The following is a 17,676-nucleotide window of genomic DNA, read 5'->3' on the forward strand; positions in this document are numbered from 1 at the left end:
AAACTTAAGGAATACGCTGGATGTATCCTTTTTTTTACGATAAAATATAGACTGTGTGTTTTTTTCACAAGACATGCACGTGAACGAATTTGAGAGGTTTGATATGAAATGAAATTACAAGAACTCCTTACATACTTTAAAAGTGAAAACAGTGAATTGATAAACGAAAATCCGGAGATTACTTCCATTGAAATGGATTCAAGAGAAGTGAAAAAAGGGAGTCTTTTTGTCTGTATAAAAGGCTATACAGTAGATGGACATGATTACGCTGAAAAAGCAGTGAAAAGCGGGGCTGCAGCGATTGTAGCAGAACACCCACTTCACATAACAGATGTACCAGTCATTATTGTAAAACACTCTCAAAGAGCACTTGCAAGAATGGCAGATGCTTTTTACGAACAGCCAACTCATAAACTCAATCTAATTGGTATTACAGGAACGAACGGGAAAACGTCCACAACACACATGATTGAGCAAATCATGAGAAAAGCCGATAAAAAAACAGGTTTAATCGGTACGATGTATATGAAGGTAAACGATGAAATTCTCGAAGTGAAAAACACAACACCTGAGAGTGTCACCCTTCAGAAGACCTTTAAGCAGATGCTTGATCAAGACGTAGATACGGCCATTATGGAAGTATCATCACATGCTTTGCATCTTGGGCGTGTTCATGGATGTGATTATGATATTGCCGTCTTTACAAATCTTACCCAAGATCATCTGGACTACCACAACACAATGGAAGAATATAAACATGCAAAAAGCTTGCTCTTTTCCCAGCTAGGAAGTGCCTTCCAGCACGATAAGCCGAAGCATGCCATTTTAAATGCAGATGATGAAGCGTCTAGTTATTTTGAAAAAGTCACAGCTGCTGAAATTATGACGTATGGCTTAGAGCAAGAAGCAGATGTAATGGCAAAGAACATTCAAATCAAACCAAAGGGAACACAATTTGATTTGATCACCCCAATCGGCACAAAAAATGTGACGGTTGCCCTTATTGGGAAATTCAATGTGTATAACATTTTAGCAGCTGTATCAGTAGGAATTGTATCAGGCTTAACGTTTGAAACGATCGTTAGTGCCATTGAAGAACTTGAGGGAGTCAAAGGAAGATTCGAACTTGTGAATTTTGATCAAGACTTCCCAGTCATCGTTGATTACGCGCACACACCTGACAGTTTAGAAAATGTACTGACTACGTGCAGAGAATTAACAAAAGGTAGAATTTTCTGTGTAGTTGGCTGCGGGGGCGACCGTGATAAAACCAAGCGCCCTCAGATGGCCCAAATCGCTGTGAAATATGCAGATGAGCCTGTTTTTACATCAGATAATCCAAGAAGTGAAGATCCATCAGCCATTTTGAAAGACATGGAAAATGGCGTGCCAAACGCCTATTATCACAGCTTTGTGAACCGGAAACAGGCCATCTTTTTTGCCATTGCTAATGCAAAAAAGGGCGATACAGTCTTAATAGCTGGAAAAGGCCATGAGACGTACCAAATCATTGGTGATCAAGTCTATGACTTTGATGATGCCAAGGTGGCAGCGGACGCTATTTTAGATCTAAACAAATCTTAAAAATGATGAAAAGAGTGTAATGAAATGAAGCATTTTGTACAAAAACAACATACGAAAGACACGAATGAATATCATAATAATGAATGCTATTTTCTAATGGAAAACGGCTTTGGAAATTCGGAAGGAGTAAAGAACAATGCTTGAACAGGTGATATTGTTTACAATCATAATGGGATTTTTAATCAGTGTTCTTTTATCCCCGATTTTTATTCCGTTTTTAAGAAGGCTTAAATTTGGTCAAAGTATTAGAGAAGAAGGACCTCAGTCTCACCAAAAAAAATCTGGTACCCCAACAATGGGTGGAATTATGATTATCTTTTCTATTACAATTACAACGATCGTGATGATTAACAAATTCTCTGAGATTAGTCCAGAAATGTTTTTATTGTTATTTGTCACCCTTGGCTACGGATTATTAGGATTTTTAGATGATTATATTAAAGTAGCGATGAAGCGAAATCTTGGCTTAACATCGAAACAAAAACTGATCGGGCAAATTGTGATTGCTGTGATTTTCTATGCAGTCTTCCATTATTATGAGTTTGCAACGACTATTCGCATTCCAGGAACAGATGTCAGCTTTGACTTAGGATGGGCATACTTTATCCTCGTCGTTTTCATGCTTGTCGGTGGTTCTAATGCGGTAAACCTTACGGATGGACTTGATGGTTTATTATCTGGAACAGCTGCTATTGCATTCGGAGCTTTTGCTATATTGGCTTGGAATCAATCTCAGTATGATGTGGCGATCTTTTCGGTAGCAGTAGCAGGCGCTGTCCTTGGGTTCCTTGTCTTTAATGCGCATCCTGCAAAAGTATTTATGGGTGATACGGGATCGCTTGCTTTAGGCGGTGCCATAGTGGCCATTGCCATTTTAACGAAACTTGAGATTTTACTCGTCATTATTGGAGGAGTATTTGTTGTTGAAACGTTATCCGTTATCCTTCAAGTCATCTCCTTTAAAACAACTGGAAAAAGAATCTTTAAGATGAGCCCGCTTCACCACCACTATGAGTTAGTTGGCTGGTCTGAGTGGAGAGTAGTTGTCACCTTCTGGACAGCTGGTTTATTGCTTGCTGTTTTAGGAATTTACATCGAGGTGTGGTTATAATTGAATAGGATGCAAATGTTAAAAGATGAACATGTACTAGTACTAGGCCTTGCAAAAAGCGGATATGCGGCAGCCTCAATTCTTCACGAGCACGGAATAAATGTGACGGTCAATGACCAAAAAGCTTTTGAAGAAAACGAGCCTGCTCAGTTACTTTCTGAAAAGGGGATTGATGTCATTTGTGGCAGTCATCCTCTTCGTATGTTCGACGATAAAGAAATTACGATTTTAATTAAGAACCCTGGAATTCCTTATGAGAATGTGATGGTTCAAGAGGCGCTTCGTCGAAAAATTCCAGTTTGGACTGAAATAGAATTGGCGTATCATTTGACCTCATCTCCTTTTATTGGGATTACCGGATCAAATGGAAAAACGACCACGACCACTTTGATTTATGAAATGTTGAAAAAAGACAGTCAAAAAACATTGGTAGCAGGTAATATCGGAACGGTCGCAAGTGAAGTTGCCGCGCGTGCAGCGGGCGATGAATGGATCGTAACTGAGCTCTCATCATTTCAGTTAATGGGAACCGTTGAATTCAGACCTAAAATCAGCTTAATATTAAATATTTTTGACGCACATTTAGACTATCATCACACGCGTGAAGAATACGAAAAAGCAAAACAAAAAGTGTATGCACATCAACAAGAAGATGACATAGCTGTGGTTAACCTAGATGATCCATCTGTTGTCAAACTAGCAGAAGATTCGAAAGCGCAAAAAGTGTTTTTCTCTGTTAAAGAGCCGGTAGCACATGGAGCGTTTATTAAAGATGGTGCCATCTACTATATGAATGAACATGTCATTGACCTCAAGGATGTTGTTCTTCCTGGTGAGCATAACCAAGAAAATATTCTAGCAGCTATTTGTGTTGTAAAAAATGCAGGCTGCTCAAACGAAGCGATTGCGCAAGTTCTTACTACATTTAGTGGAGTGAAGCATCGTTTGCAATTTGTGGAGACGATTCAAAATAGAAAATTTTATAATGACAGTAAAGCGACCAATATACTGGCAACAAGTAAAGCTTTGTCTGCCTTCAAGCAGCCGACCATTTTACTAGCAGGTGGACTGGATCGTGGCAATGAATTTGATGAATTAAAACCTTTTATGAAGAATGTAAAAGGAATGATTACATTTGGTGAGACTGCGCCTAAGTTTGTGAAGCTTGGTGAAGAGCTGGGAATACATCACGTAAAACATGTCGATAATGTTGAACAAGCAGTACCTGCGGCGTTTAGCATATCTGAAGAAGAAGACGTGATTTTATTGTCTCCAGCTTGTGCAAGCTGGGATCAGCATAAAACATTTGAAGAACGTGGAGACATGTTTGTAAACGCCGTGCATATGCTTAAATAAGGGCTTGTCTCTCATATGACTGACAGCCCAAATGAAATTATGCTTGGGGTGTCGGTCTCTTGACGAATAAGAAAACTTCTCCGGATTTTTTGCTTGTTGTCATTACGTTACTTTTATTGACGATTGGTTTAATTATGGTGTACAGCGCAAGTGCTGTGTGGGCATCGTATAAATTTGATGATTCGTTTTATTTTGCAAAAAGACAGCTTTTGTTTGCCGGAATCGGAGTTATCGCAATGTTTTTCATTATGCGGGTCGATTATTGGACGTGGCGGACTTGGTCAAAGATACTGATTGCAGTGTGTTTTCTCCTACTCGTGCTTGTCTTGATTCCTGGTATCGGTATGGAGAGAAATGGTTCAAGAAGCTGGATTGGTGTCGGTGCGTTTAGTATTCAGCCATCTGAATTTATGAAGCTTGCGATGATTGCGTTTCTTGCAAAATTCTTATCTGAAAAGCAAAAGAATATCACATCCTTTCGTAAAGGTTTCGCCCCAGCACTAGGCATTGTGTTTTCTGCATTTGCCATCATTATGCTGCAGCCGGACCTAGGTACAGGAACGGTTATGGTTGGAACCTGTATTATTATGATATTTGTTTCAGGTGCGAGAATCGCTCACTTTATCTTTCTCGGTCTTTTAGGGCTTAGCGGATTTGCCGCACTTGTCTTATCAGCACCCTATCGAATAAAACGAATTACATCTTATTTAAATCCTTGGGAGGATCCACTTGGCAGCGGGTTTCAAATTATTCAATCCTTATATGCTGTCGGTCCAGGCGGTCTGTTTGGAATGGGGCTAGGTCAGAGTAGACAAAAATTCTTCTATTTGCCTGAGCCTCAAACAGACTTTATCTTTGCTATTTTGTCTGAAGAACTTGGATTTATAGGTGGATCACTCATTTTGCTGCTCTTTAGTGTTCTATTGTGGAGAGGCATTAGAATAGCTCTCGGTGCACCAGATTTATATGGAAGTTTCTTGGCAGTGGGCATCATCTCAATGGTTGCCATTCAAGTAATGATTAATATCGCAGTTGTCACTGGTCTCATCCCTGTGACGGGCATCACACTCCCATTCATAAGTTATGGCGGTTCATCACTGACATTAATGCTGATGGCAATTGGCGTACTTTTGAATGTAAGCAGGTATGCTAGATATTAATGTGCCGATAGTTCATAAAACCATATAGACTTTTATTTTGCAAAAGTATGAAAAAATGATTTGAAGAGTGAAAATGGCAGTTTCTGTTTCGAAAACATGATGATTAACTCTTCTTTACAGGTTTTGACGGAGCCCTGTTGTTTAAAACAGGGTTTATACTTTGTTCAGAGCAGAAAAAAATTGAGGGGAAATGGTATAATGCGTATAGTTATTAGTGGAGGCGGAACAGGCGGGCATATTTATCCTGCTCTAGCTTTTATTAAAGAAGTGAAAAGACTGCATCCTGATGTGGAATTTTTATATATTGGCACTGAGAATGGGCTTGAAAAGAAAATTGTAGAAAGAGAAAATATCCCTTTTAAATCAATTGAAATTTCAGGTTTTAAAAGAAAGCTTTCCTTTGATAATGTAAAAACAGTGATGAGGTTTCTAAAGGGCGTCCAAAAAAGTAAATCTTATTTAAAAGAATTTAAGCCGGATGCTGTTATTGGAACAGGTGGTTATGTGTGTGGTCCTGTTGTTTATGCTGCGTCTAAGCTAAAAATCCCGACGATCATTCACGAACAAAATAGCCTGCCAGGCATCACAAATAAGTTTCTGGCACGGTATGTGAATAAAGTAGCCATCTGTTTTGAAGAAGCAAAGGAACACTTTCCTTCAGAAAAGGTTGTTTTTACGGGAAACCCAAGAGCCTCTGAAGTCGTCTCTATTAAAGAGGGAAAATCTCTTAAAGAGTTCGGGCTGGATGAGAAGAAAAAAACGGTTCTCATTTTTGGCGGGAGCAGAGGTGCAGCTCCAATCAATCAAGCAGTGATTGACATGCAAGATGAATTAAAGGCAAAGAACTATCAGCTTTTATATATTACAGGTGAGGTTCATTATGAAAAAGTGCTGAACGAATTAAAAGAAAAAGGTGAAGCACCGAATATGATCACAAAGCCTTTCTTGCATCAAATGCCGGAGTATTTAAAATCAATTGATGTCATTGTTGCAAGAGCGGGAGCCACAACGATTGCTGAAGTGACGGCACTTGGAATTCCGACCATCTTCATTCCAAGTCCATACGTGACCGCAAATCATCAAGAAATTAACGCAAGATCACTTGAAAAACATGATGCTGCGATCGTTTTAAGAGAATCAGAGCTTTCTGGAGATCGCTTGCTTCATGCAATTGATGAAATTGCTGGTAATGACGAGAAACTACATCAAATGAGCCGTTTAACAAAAGAACTTGGAGTACCAGATGCGGCCACACGTTTATATAATGTGTTAAAAGAAATTACGACTTCATGATGAATGATATGAGGTAAGGCGGAGGGTAATATGGAGAACTTGAAGAATGAATTATTAGAAGCGCAAGTTGGTAAAGTACTTGAAAATGAACCGCTTGCAAATCATACGACAATGAAAATAGGCGGACCGGCCGATCTATTAGTCATCCCTAAAGATGTCGATGCTGTCAAAACAATTATGGATCAGGTGAAAAAACATGATACTCAATGGACGGTCATTGGGAGAGGATCCAATTTACTTGTCCTTGATAAAGGAATTCGCGGGGTCGTTTTAAAGCTGGGCGCTGGGCTTGATCACTTAACTGTCAATGATGAAGAAATTACAGTTGGTGGAGGCTATTCAGTTGTAAGACTCGCGACGTCTCTTAGTAAGCAGGGGCTGTCAGGATTGGAATTCGCAGCTGGTATTCCAGGATCTATTGGTGGTGCTGTTTATATGAACGCAGGGGCACATGGATCTGATATCAGCAAGATTCTTGTGAAAGCGAGAGTCTTATTTGAAGATGGAACGATCGAGTGGTTAACTAATGAGCAAATGAACTTTAGCTATCGAACTTCTGTGCTTCAAAAGGAACGACCTGGAATTGTTCTCGAAGCAGTGTTCAAGCTTAAACAGGACGAACGTGAGAAAATCACAAAGAAAATGCAGCAAAATAAAGATTATCGCAAGGAAACACAACCGTATAATAAACCATGCGCCGGCAGTATTTTCCGAAATCCATTACCTGAATATGCAGGACAGCTTGTAGAAAAGGCGAATTTAAAAGGATATCAGATTGGCGGCGCTAGAATTTCTGATATGCACGGAAACTTTATTGTCAATGCAGGTGGGGCGAAGGCTCAAGATGTGCTCGACTTAATTCAATACATTCAAAAGAAAATCAAAGATGACTACAATGTAGAGATGCATACAGAAGTAGAAATTATTGGTGAAGCAAATTAAAGGCTACTACTTATGAATGATGGTATCACAGGAAAACAAACGGCATTTTTTCATGCCGTTTGTTTTCTAATCAATATGAGATAAAGAATGATCCAAAGGTGCGGACAAGCAGCTTTGAATGAGGTGAAGAGTATATATGCGGCCTGATCATGAAAATGAAAAGATCGTCAATATAGAAGAGCGAATCCCTAAAATTAAAGAACAAAGGAAGCAGAAAGCGAATCGGAGATTAATCTCTTTTATTTTGCTGTTTTTTATCATGGTTTTAATTATTGTCTATTTGCAAACACCAATCAGTAAAATTTCTTCTTTAACCATTACCGGTAATGAACATGTACCAACAAAACAGCTCGTTAAACTTTCGCAAATTAAAGAAGGCGAGACAGAGTTTTGGAATTTAAATAAAGATATAACAGCAGACCATATAAAGCAAAATAAATTGATTAAAAGTGTCAGTATCAAAAAACATTTCCCTAATAAGGTCAGTATTGCTGTCAAAGAGTATTCAAATATTGCGTATCTGCAAAAGGGACATTTTTATTATGAACTTCTTGAAAACGGGACGGCTTTGCCAGATGAAGTAACACCAAGTCACGCAGGACCTATTTTTGTCGATTGGGACAATAAAGAGAAATTGAAGCAAACAGTGAGAGCTCTGAATCAACTGCCGGCTTCTATTCAGGAACTAATCTCAGAAGTATATTACGTACCGACTAGCTCCAATCAGTGGCTCGTTAAATTTTATATGAATGATGGAAACACCGTTATTGCATCAATTAAAACATTCGCAGATAAAATGACGACGTACCCTGCCATTGTCAAAGAGCTTTCCTCCTCTGAGAAAGGTACGATTCATATGGAAGTAGCCACATATTTTGAAGCTTTTAAATCTAAGAAAAAGGAAGATGAACGTTGAGAGGCAAAACCGTCATATTCTCAATTGTAATGCTTGTTCTTGGATTTCTGATTTCTTTTTCATACCAATATACGAAGCAGCATCGAGCAGATGTCAATCGAACAGAACAATGGAAAAAAGAATATTCTTTGAAAAGTCAGCTAACAAAGCAAGAAAAGGCGAATCAAAAACTTGAAAAAGAACTTTATCGTCTTCAATCAAAGGTCCAAGAAACAGAGTTTGGTTTGAAAAATGAAAAAGAGAAGTATTTTAATGTTTTGGAAGATGTTGAGAAATACAGAATGTTTACAGGAGAAATAGGTGTAAAAGGGAAAGGGGTAAAAGTATCTCTTGAAGATGCATCTTATATCCCGAGTGGACAAAATGTCAATAATTACATTGTGCATGAGAGCCACATTTTCCATGTGATAAACGAACTATTTATATCAGGGGCATCTGCTGTAGCTATAAACGGACAAAGAATCACACACCAATCATACATACATTGTAACGGTCCAGTCGTCACGGTTGATGGTGTTCAACATCCAGCACCATTTGTCATTTCTGCTATTGGAGATCCAGCTGTTTTAATTCCTGCATTAAACATTGCAGGCGGGGTGGTTGATCAGCTGACAAGTGATCATATTTCCATGACGATTGAAAAGAAGGATATTCGTATGAATCCTCTTCTAAGAAACAAAGATTAAATGTGAAAAGGTGAGTGGTGTTGAGGAAAAAGAAGCCATTACTTAGTTTGACAGTCCTGATGGTCATATTTGGCATCATGGTCTCCATCCAGTTTAACTCTCTACAAAAGCCTAAAGTTCGCGATACTCGAGACGTTTGGGAATTAAGAGAGGATTTATCTGCATCTAAAAGTAAAGAACTGGATTTATTGAAAGAAATTGATAAATATGATGAAATGCTAAAAAAGTATGGCAACCAAGAAGATCAATCAAAAGAAGCACAATTAACAAAAACGTTGAAGGATTTGAAAGAAAAGGCTGGTTTTACAGAGGTAACGGGTGAAGGAGTTGAAATAGAAATTACTCAGCTTTTTTCTAAGGAACTTACCGGAGAAGAAGTCAAAAATATACCACCTGATCTTCTGAAAAAATTAATCAACGAAGCCAATATGTTTGGGGCAAAACATATTTCCATTAATGAACACCGGGTGATTAACACCAGTGTTATTCGAGATATTAATGGTACGACGAAAATGGATGGTTACAGCATAGATGGTGATACAGTCACGATTAAGATGGTCAGTGAGCAGGCCGATAAATTATACAGCCGTTTAAATGTATCAGATATTGGTGATTTGTTTGCTCAGGAAAATTTCAGTTTGAGTATTAGACCGCCGAAGAAAAAAATTCATTTAAAAGCATTTGACGGTACAATTCAATTAAATGAATTGAAGCCTCTTGACGATGTAAAGGAGGGAAAATCTTAATGTGGCTTCCTGTACTTGGTTTAATCATAGGAGTTGCGATCGGTTTCTTAACGAATTTTACGATACCGAATGAGTATTCTAACTATCTTTCCCTCGCTGTACTTGCTGCGCTTGATACATTGATTGGTGGAATCAGAGCACATCTGCAAGGAGCATACGATGAACTAGTGTTTGTATCAGGTTTCTTCTTTAATATTATACTCGCAATAAGTTTAGCTTTTCTGGGCGTCCATCTTGGTGTAGACTTGTATTTAGTCGGAATGTTTGCATTCGGTGTTAGATTGTTTCAAAATATCGCCGTTATTCGAAGAATTCTACTAACAAAATGGACAATTTCTAGAGAAAAAAAGAAAAAAAGTGAGTCATAAAAAAGGATATACATATGATGTAACGAATATTTTCAGTAATCCTAATAAAAAATGTTGATTTTTTAAGTTTTGTTACACACTTGTAAAAACACATTCATTGTATTGTTGTTCAGCAAATAATAGAATAGAAAGTATTGATATGTGAGGAGGTGCCATAGAATGAACAACAATGAAATTTACGTCAGCCTTGACATCGGTACATCCAATATAAAAGTCATCGTCGGAGAAATGGCGGATGATTCGCTTAACATTATAGGTGTTGGAAATGTCCCTTCAGAGGGGTTAAAAAAAGGATCGATTGTTGATATAGATGAAACAGTTCATTCTATTAGACAAGCATTTGAACAGGCTGAGAGAATGGTAGGTTTTCCTTTACAAAAGGCGATAGTCGGAATTAACGGAAACCACATTCATATTCAGAATACGAGCGGCGTTGTCGCAGTGTCTAGTGAAAATAAAGAAATACATGCTGAAGATGTGAGACGTGTCTTGGATGCTGCACAGGTAGTATCTATTCCGCAAGAACATCTCGTAGTAGACGTAATTCCGAGACAATTTATCGTCGACGGAAGAGATGAGATCACAGATCCGAAAAAAATGCTAGGTGTACGGCTAGAAGTGGATGGATCGTTAATCACAGGTTCTAAAACGATTCTACATAACTGGCTCCGATGTGTAGAGCGGGCTGGTATTGAAATTATGGATATTTGCTTGCAGCCACTCGCATCGGGTTCAGCAGCGTTATCGAAAGATGAAAAAAATCTAGGGGTAGCTCTTGTCGATATTGGCGGCGGCTCTACTACGATATCCGTATTTGAAAACGGGCATCTCTATTCTACTCACAGTATCCCATTGGGCGGAGAGAACATTACAAAAGATTTGTCTATAGGACTTAGAACTTCCACTGAAGAAGCTGAACGAATCAAAAAGCAATTTGGGCATGCATTCTATGATGAGGCATCGTCTGAGGAGACATTTGAAGTTTCCGTCATCGGTACGGACCAAAAACAGACGTATACACAACTTGAAGCAGCCAATATCATTGAAGCACGATTGGAAGAGATTCTGCTTTTTGTGGCAGAGGAATTACGCAATATGGGTGTCCATGATTTGCCTGGCGGATTCGTTCTAACAGGTGGACAGGCAGCTATACCAGGTATCCTTTCTCTGGCACAAACGGTCTTACAAAACAATGTAAGAATCGCAAGTCCTAATTATATTGGGGTCAGGGAACCTCAATATATGACAGGAGTGGGCCTGATCCATTTTGCTTATCGCAATGCAAAGATTCAGGGCAGACAGGTTGGATTCCAAATGCCGGATGAAGCATTTCATGAAGTAGGCGCGTCCATGGAGCCGGTTTCTTCTACACCACAAGTAAAAGAAGCTCAGCCAAGACCGAAAGTGAAACAAAAAGCGCAACAAGAGACAAATAAAAAACCGGGCAAAATGAAAAAACTATTTAATATGTTCTGGGAATAGAACTAGATTTTCGACGGATTAGGAGGATTCAGCATGTTGGAGTTTGAAACAAATATAGACGGCCTAGCATCAATTAAAGTAATCGGTGTAGGTGGCGGCGGAAATAACGCTGTCAACCGAATGATTGAAAATGACGTACAGGGTGTCGATTTTATTGCAGTGAATACAGATGCACAGGCGTTAAACTTATCAAAAGCAGAAACAAAAATGCAAATCGGTGCTAAGCTGACAAGAGGGCTTGGAGCAGGTGCGAATCCTGAAGTCGGTAAAAAAGCTGCTGAAGAAAGCAAAGAACAAATTGAAGAAGTCCTAAAAGGCGCTGACATGGTCTTTGTGACAGCCGGTATGGGCGGTGGAACTGGTACGGGTGCTGCACCTGTCATTGCGAAAATCGCAAAAGATTCTGGAGCCTTGACAGTTGGAGTTGTGACTCGTCCTTTCACATTTGAAGGAAGAAAGCGTCAGCTTCAAGCAGTTGAAGGGATTGCTTCTATGAAAGAAGCAGTTGATACGTTAATCGTGATTCCAAACGATCGCCTGCTTGAAATTGTCGATAAAAACACGCCAATGCTTGAAGCATTCCGTGCAGCAGATAACGTGTTAAGACAAGGTGTTCAAGGGATCTCAGATCTCATTGCAACACCAGGTTTAATTAACCTTGACTTTGCTGACGTGAAAACGATCATGTCTAACAAAGGTTCAGCTCTTATGGGAATTGGTGTCGCAACAGGCGAAAACCGTGCTGCTGAAGCAGCGAAAAAAGCCATTTCTTCACCACTTCTTGAAACAGCGATTGATGGAGCACAAGGTGTTATCATGAATATTACTGGTGGTACGAACCTTAGTCTTTATGAGGTACAAGAAGCAGCGGATATTGTTGCATCAGCCTCTGATGAAGATGTCAACATGATCTTTGGATCTGTCATTAATGATAACTTGAAGGATGAAATTGTGGTCACAGTCATCGCAACCGGTTTTATTGAGCAAGAGCCGGAAGTGACAAAACCTCAAAGAAATCCATTAGGACAAGGATTAAAGCAAAATCAATCCATTCCACCAAAGCGTGAAGTAAAACGTGAGGAACATCAGCAAACATCATCACAACCAAGACAAAATACACAGTCAAGTGATGATACATTGGATATCCCAACGTTCTTACGTAACCGCAACAAACGATAAGCAAGCACGATTCATCCCCTTCCTTTGGAAGGGGTTTTTTTATGTCTGCATGGTGAGAAGATCCTGCGTCTGATTGATATAAAAGTCTTGTTTCTGTGTGTTATTTGGAACTATTGTATGTGTTTTGGCTTGAGTCTTTTAAGTCAAAAGAATCATTTTTCATTTCCTTTACAAAAAACGACAAAATGTTGAACTTTATTTGACTACATTAATGAGAACACCATGAATCTTGTCATGATCAAAAAGAAGGGGGAGGGGCAGGATACACACTGTTTGACCATTTGAGGAGGAGGGATTTTATTGAAAGTGAAGTTTCGCAAAACCGCCGTCTATCGTTTCATGAGTCTTTTGGTGATTGGTACTTTAACGATGACAAGCTTTGGGATGGTTCAAGCAAAATCGACTTCTACCTCATATCAGGAGGAAGCCGTTTCCTCTAAGACAACAAAAGCCAAGATTTCTTCGAGATTAAAGAAGCAGTTTCAAAAGGAAGATAAGGTGACCTTCTTAGTCAAAATGAAGGAACAAACGAATGTACAAAAAGTAGCAAAAGAAGCTGTATCAAAAGCAAAAAAACAAAAATTAACTGCTGCTAAAACGCAGTACACAAAAAGATCAGCCGTTGTATCTGAGCTGAGAGCAACATCTGATGAAACGCAGCAAGCGCTCCTAGCGTATTTACAAAAGGAAAAAAAGAATAAGCAAGTGAAAGATATTCATTCCTACTATATTGTGAATGGTCTAGCTGTGACGGCAACAAAAGAAGTGATGGAAAAGGTTGCTTCTTTTCCAGAAGTAGCTCAAGTGCTGCCGAATGAAACACGTCAACTTCATCGTCCTGTTGATTTGAAGCATGCTAAGCCAAACAAACAAATCAAAGCAGTAGATGGAGTTGAATGGAATATTGCTCAGGTGCATGCACCAGAAGCGTGGGATTTAGGCTATGATGGGACTGGAACCGTTGTGGCAAGTATTGATACAGGTGTCGAATGGGATCATCCTGCGCTAAAAGAAAAATACCGCGGGTTTGACCCTGCTCGTCCGAACGAACCATCTCATGAACTGAATTGGTATGATGCCACGACAGGCTCTGAAGTCCCTTATGATGACTTGGAGCATGGGACCCATGTGACAGGCACAATGGTTGGTTCTGAGCCAGATGGAAAGAATCAAATTGGGGTCGCACCGGGAGCAGAATGGATTGCAGTGAAAGCTTTTTCAGAAGATGGTGGTACAGATGCTGATCTGTTAGATGCCGGTGAGTGGATTTTAGCCCCGAAAGATCAAAACGGAAATCCTCACCCAGAAAAGGCACCTGATGTTGTGAATAATTCGTGGGGCGGTGGCCCAGGTCTTGATGATTGGTATAAAGATGTAGTGAATGCTTGGAGAGCAGCAGACATCTTTCCAGAATTTTCAGCCGGTAATACCGATTTGTTCAATCCAGGCGGCGCGGGTTCGATTGCAAATCCCGCTAACTATCAGGAAGCGTTTGCTACAGGCGCAACAGACCAGGACAACAAGTTAGGGTCTTTCTCCCTTCAGGGTCCATCTCCATATGGCGTAATGAAACCAGATATTGCTGCTCCGGGAGTAAACATTCGTTCTTCGATCCCGGGAAAAGGATATGAGGATGGGTGGAATGGTACATCAATGGCAGGTCCGCATGTCTCAGCTGTTGTTCTTCTTCTTCGCCAAGTGCAATCAGACCTTTCTGTTGATGAAATTCAGCAAATTCTCATTGAGACAGCGAAACCACTGACAGATCAGCAATTTCCTGAATCCCCTAACAACGGCTATGGGGCAGGGTTAGTTGATGCAAGAGAGGCGATTACGGCTTTAACCAATGGCATCGGTACGATTGAAGGTCAGGTGACAAAAGAGGGAGAAGATACAGAACCACCTGTTTTTTCACATAAAGGTCCGAATGAAATTTTTGCTACAACGCCAACCCCATTGACCATCACTGCAGAAGATGGGATAGCAGTGACAAATGTTTCTTTGACTTACCGAGTAGATCAAGGTGAATGGGAGACGTTGCAAGCCAACCGCACGGATGGAAATCATTTAAAAGGAACCTATACGGTGCAGCTCCCTGAACTTGAGGGGGAAAACGTGACGTACCGATGGATTGTGAAAGATTTTGGAGAAAATGAAGCGGCATCAGATTCTTATACACTTCCAATTAAAACATCCATCACCACTGGCTACTCACAAGATTTTGAAGCATGGCCAAGTGGATGGTTCAGTGGTGGAACAAAAGATCCGTGGCAGTGGGGAAAACCGTCCACAGGTCCAAAACAAGCATTTAGCGGGGAACATGTCTATGCCACCAATTTAGACAGTCCTTATGAAAATAAAACGGACGCCAATTTGTCTATGCCGCTCATTGCTGTACCAGATTCAGGTTCTTCCTACCTGCAATATCAATACTGGCATGATCTCGAAGCCAATTATGATTATGTGCATGTCTATGTACAGCCAGAGGGTGAAGACGCCGTTCAAGTGACAGCTTATACGGGGAAAACAAATGCGTGGACAGCAGGCGAAGTTGATTTATCTGCTTATAAAGGTCAAAAAGTGAGAGTCCTGTTTCAGATAAGAACAGATGGCAGTGTCACAAAAGATGGCTTTTATTTAGATGATGTGAAAATCACAGATCAGGCATTGTCTCAACAAGCCAAGAACCAGCTGGGTGTGATCAAAAAAGAAAAATCCACAAGCCAGAATAAGAAATCAGTTGATCCAAAAAAGGCAAAGCCTGCTAAAGTAAAAAATAAACATGTACACATTCAAAAGCAAAACAGTCATGAGGCTCCGTCTATTCAAGCTCTTCCAATGAGAGCGCAAATCAGTGTTCTAGAAAGCGGAAAATCAACTTCCACCGATGAAGCGACAGGGAAATATCAGCTGTCTCAAGGAGCAGGAGAATGGACAGTGAAAGCGGAAGCTTACGGCTTTGAATCACGGTCCCAAAAAGTCAAAGTGGCATCAAAAGAAACAGCAGAAGCGAATTTCTCCTTACAGCCGCTAGAGAAACGAACGATCTCCGGCACGGTCGTCAATGAAACAACTGGTGAAAAGGTGAAGAATGCGACTGTTTATCTTGTGGAGGACGCAAAAATTGAGCCGGTGAAAACAGATGAATCCGGTGAATTTTCTCTAGAGGCATTAAGCGGTGTCTATACAGTCAAAATTTTTGCAAAGGGGTTTAAAGGCTATACGTTTTCAGCGGATGTGACGGAAAAGCCACTTGAAAAGTCAGTGAAACTTGAGCCTTTTATCGGTTTTCCGGGGGAGATTGGCTACGATGATGGAACGGCTGAAAATGCACGGGCTTTCTACGATCCTGGCAATGGCTGGGCTGTGAAGTTTTCATTAGAAAAAGGAAAAAAACAAGCACAAGTCACAGGTGGTCTTTTCCGGTTTTGGACATCAGAATGGCCAGCTCCTGGAGGCGATGAATTTGCTGTTGAAGTATATGATGCTTCTGGGAAGGGTGGCGCACCAGGTGAGAAAATCGCAGGACCTTTAAAAGCAAATGCGCTGCGTAATGGTGAATGGACAAAAGTAGATTTAGAAGATCAAGCCATTACAGTGGATGGAGATTTCTACCTTGTTTATATTCAAACGAAAAAGAATACCGAATCTCCGGGACTTGCCACAGATGAAGATGGCCCTAATGCTGAAAGAAGCTGGCAGCTGACGAGCGGTGCTTTTTCTCCTTCTCCGAAAGAAGAGGGGAATTATATGATACGTGCGCTCGTAAACTATGAAGCAGATGTACCAGAAATCACTTCTCCAAAGGCAGGAACCATAACAAATCAAGGTGAATTGACGATTGAAGGCACGGCCTCTCCGGGTCTCGATGTGGCCATTTATCAGAATGATGAAGAGGTGGCCAACGTCAAATCAGATGAGTCGGGTACTTTCAAAGAAAATGTATCTGTTCCAAGTGGAGAGCATGTCTTCACGGCGGCGACTGTAACGGATAAAGGCTCAACAAAACATTCCAAGCCAGTCAAGGTGATCATCGATCAAACAGCACCGACATTGACCATTGATACACCGAAAAAAGGCGAAAAATCTAATAGAGAATCACTCACGGTGGAAGGAAAGGTAGCAGACGATCATCTAGATCAAGTCACAGTCAATGGAAAAAAAGCGACCGTAAAGGATGGGGCATATTCTGCAAGGGTGCTGCTTGAGAACGGGAAAAATACAATCAAAGTGACAGCAAAAGATGCGGCTGGAAACAAAACGACTAAAAAGGTCGACATCGATGTACAATATGATGCACCTGTCATTTCAGAATTAACGCCAAAAGACAATATGAATCTATCATCAGGTGAATCGGTTAAGATTTCATTTAAAAGCAGGGAAAAGCTAGATGCCACCTTTGTTCTTCATATGCCGCTGACAAATGCTAGATCAAAACTTCAAAACACAACCGAACTGCCGATTCGTGAAGTAGCACCGGGAACGTATGAAGGCTACTGGACGGCGACATCTATTGCAAAAGCAAAAGGTGCAGTGATAGAAGTCATTGTCAAAGATGATTATGGAAATGTCACAAGACAGAAGGCAGAAGGAACACTCACCATCAATGAGAAAGAATGACAGCGAAAAAGACACGACTCTTCGGAGCGTGTCTTTTTTTGTGCAATGGATAGAGGAGACACTTGTCCAACAAATCATTCGGATGTTCTTTCTGTCTCATACGTCGACAAAAACGATAACAATCCACCAAAAGTTCTCTATCATCCCCTACAAGAATTGACAGACTTCCATCCGATGACTGTTTTATACTGGTACAAACAAGTGCAAGTACTGCTTTTGATTCTTTGTTTCAG

At 40.3% G+C, this 17,676-nt stretch carries 13 protein-coding genes; all 13 read left to right on the plus strand.

What is annotated here, in order from left to right; translation table 11 throughout:
• Positions 1–108: 108 nt before the first annotated feature.
• The 13 genes from ASG46_RS11925 (at position 109) to ASG46_RS11985 (ending at position 17,443) form a co-directional block, all read left to right on the plus strand.
• Positions 109–1,584: a UDP-N-acetylmuramoyl-L-alanyl-D-glutamate--2,6-diaminopimelate ligase gene (locus ASG46_RS11925; protein WP_056704705.1), complete on the plus strand. Its 1,476-nt coding sequence runs from the start codon at positions 109–111 to the stop codon at positions 1,582–1,584.
• 136 nt (positions 1,585–1,720) lie between these two features.
• Positions 1,721–2,695, plus strand: coding sequence for a phospho-N-acetylmuramoyl-pentapeptide-transferase (gene mraY, locus ASG46_RS11930; RefSeq protein ID WP_007499771.1), 975 nt, complete (start codon positions 1,721–1,723; stop codon positions 2,693–2,695).
• A 9-nt stretch (positions 2,696–2,704) separates the two neighbouring features.
• Positions 2,705–4,051: a UDP-N-acetylmuramoyl-L-alanine--D-glutamate ligase gene (gene murD, locus ASG46_RS11935; RefSeq protein ID WP_370539203.1), complete on the plus strand. Its 1,347-nt coding sequence runs from the start codon at positions 2,705–2,707 to the stop codon at positions 4,049–4,051.
• Between the two features lie 59 nt (positions 4,052–4,110).
• Positions 4,111–5,211: a stage V sporulation protein E gene (gene spoVE / locus ASG46_RS11940; protein ID WP_039166797.1), complete on the plus strand. Its 1,101-nt coding sequence runs from the start codon at positions 4,111–4,113 to the stop codon at positions 5,209–5,211.
• 198 nt (positions 5,212–5,409) lie between these two features.
• Entirely contained in the window at positions 5,410–6,504 is a 1,095-nt protein-coding gene (gene murG, locus ASG46_RS11945) for an undecaprenyldiphospho-muramoylpentapeptide beta-N-acetylglucosaminyltransferase (RefSeq protein ID WP_056704707.1), read from the plus strand.
• Between the two features lie 30 nt (positions 6,505–6,534).
• Positions 6,535–7,446, plus strand: coding sequence for a UDP-N-acetylmuramate dehydrogenase (gene murB / locus ASG46_RS11950; protein ID WP_007499764.1), 912 nt, complete (start codon positions 6,535–6,537; stop codon positions 7,444–7,446).
• A gap of 136 nt (positions 7,447–7,582) precedes the next feature.
• On the plus strand, positions 7,583–8,362 hold the full coding sequence (locus ASG46_RS11955) for a cell division protein FtsQ/DivIB (protein WP_056704708.1): 780 nt from the start codon (positions 7,583–7,585) through the stop codon (positions 8,360–8,362).
• Positions 8,359–9,048: a DUF881 domain-containing protein gene (locus ASG46_RS11960; protein WP_024720312.1), complete on the plus strand. Its 690-nt coding sequence runs from the start codon at positions 8,359–8,361 to the stop codon at positions 9,046–9,048. Before ASG46_RS11955 ends, ASG46_RS11960 begins: the two co-directional genes overlap by 4 nt.
• A gap of 20 nt (positions 9,049–9,068) precedes the next feature.
• A complete protein-coding gene (locus ASG46_RS11965) occupies positions 9,069–9,794 on the plus strand; it encodes a DUF881 domain-containing protein (RefSeq protein ID WP_007499758.1) in 726 nt (241 codons plus the stop codon).
• Positions 9,794–10,162: a small basic family protein gene (locus ASG46_RS11970; RefSeq protein ID WP_003210988.1), complete on the plus strand. Its 369-nt coding sequence runs from the start codon at positions 9,794–9,796 to the stop codon at positions 10,160–10,162. The genes ASG46_RS11965 and ASG46_RS11970 overlap by 1 nt, the downstream gene beginning before the upstream one ends.
• 159 nt (positions 10,163–10,321) lie before the next feature.
• Positions 10,322–11,644, plus strand: coding sequence for a cell division protein FtsA (gene ftsA / locus ASG46_RS11975; protein WP_007499754.1), 1,323 nt, complete (start codon positions 10,322–10,324; stop codon positions 11,642–11,644).
• Between the two features lie 33 nt (positions 11,645–11,677).
• On the plus strand, positions 11,678–12,823 hold the full coding sequence (ftsZ, locus tag ASG46_RS11980; protein WP_045034241.1) for a cell division protein FtsZ: 1,146 nt from the start codon (positions 11,678–11,680) through the stop codon (positions 12,821–12,823).
• Positions 12,824–13,123: 300 nt separating this feature from the next.
• Positions 13,124–17,443 carry a S8 family peptidase gene (locus ASG46_RS11985; protein WP_056704709.1) on the plus strand — a complete coding sequence of 1,440 codons (4,320 nt, stop codon included), beginning with the start codon at positions 13,124–13,126 and terminating at the stop codon, positions 17,441–17,443.
• Positions 17,444–17,676 lie beyond the last annotated feature (233 nt).

This window comes from Bacillus sp. Leaf49 (assembly GCF_001426125.1).
Taxonomy (GTDB): domain Bacteria; phylum Bacillota; class Bacilli; order Bacillales; family Bacillaceae; genus Bacillus; species Bacillus altitudinis.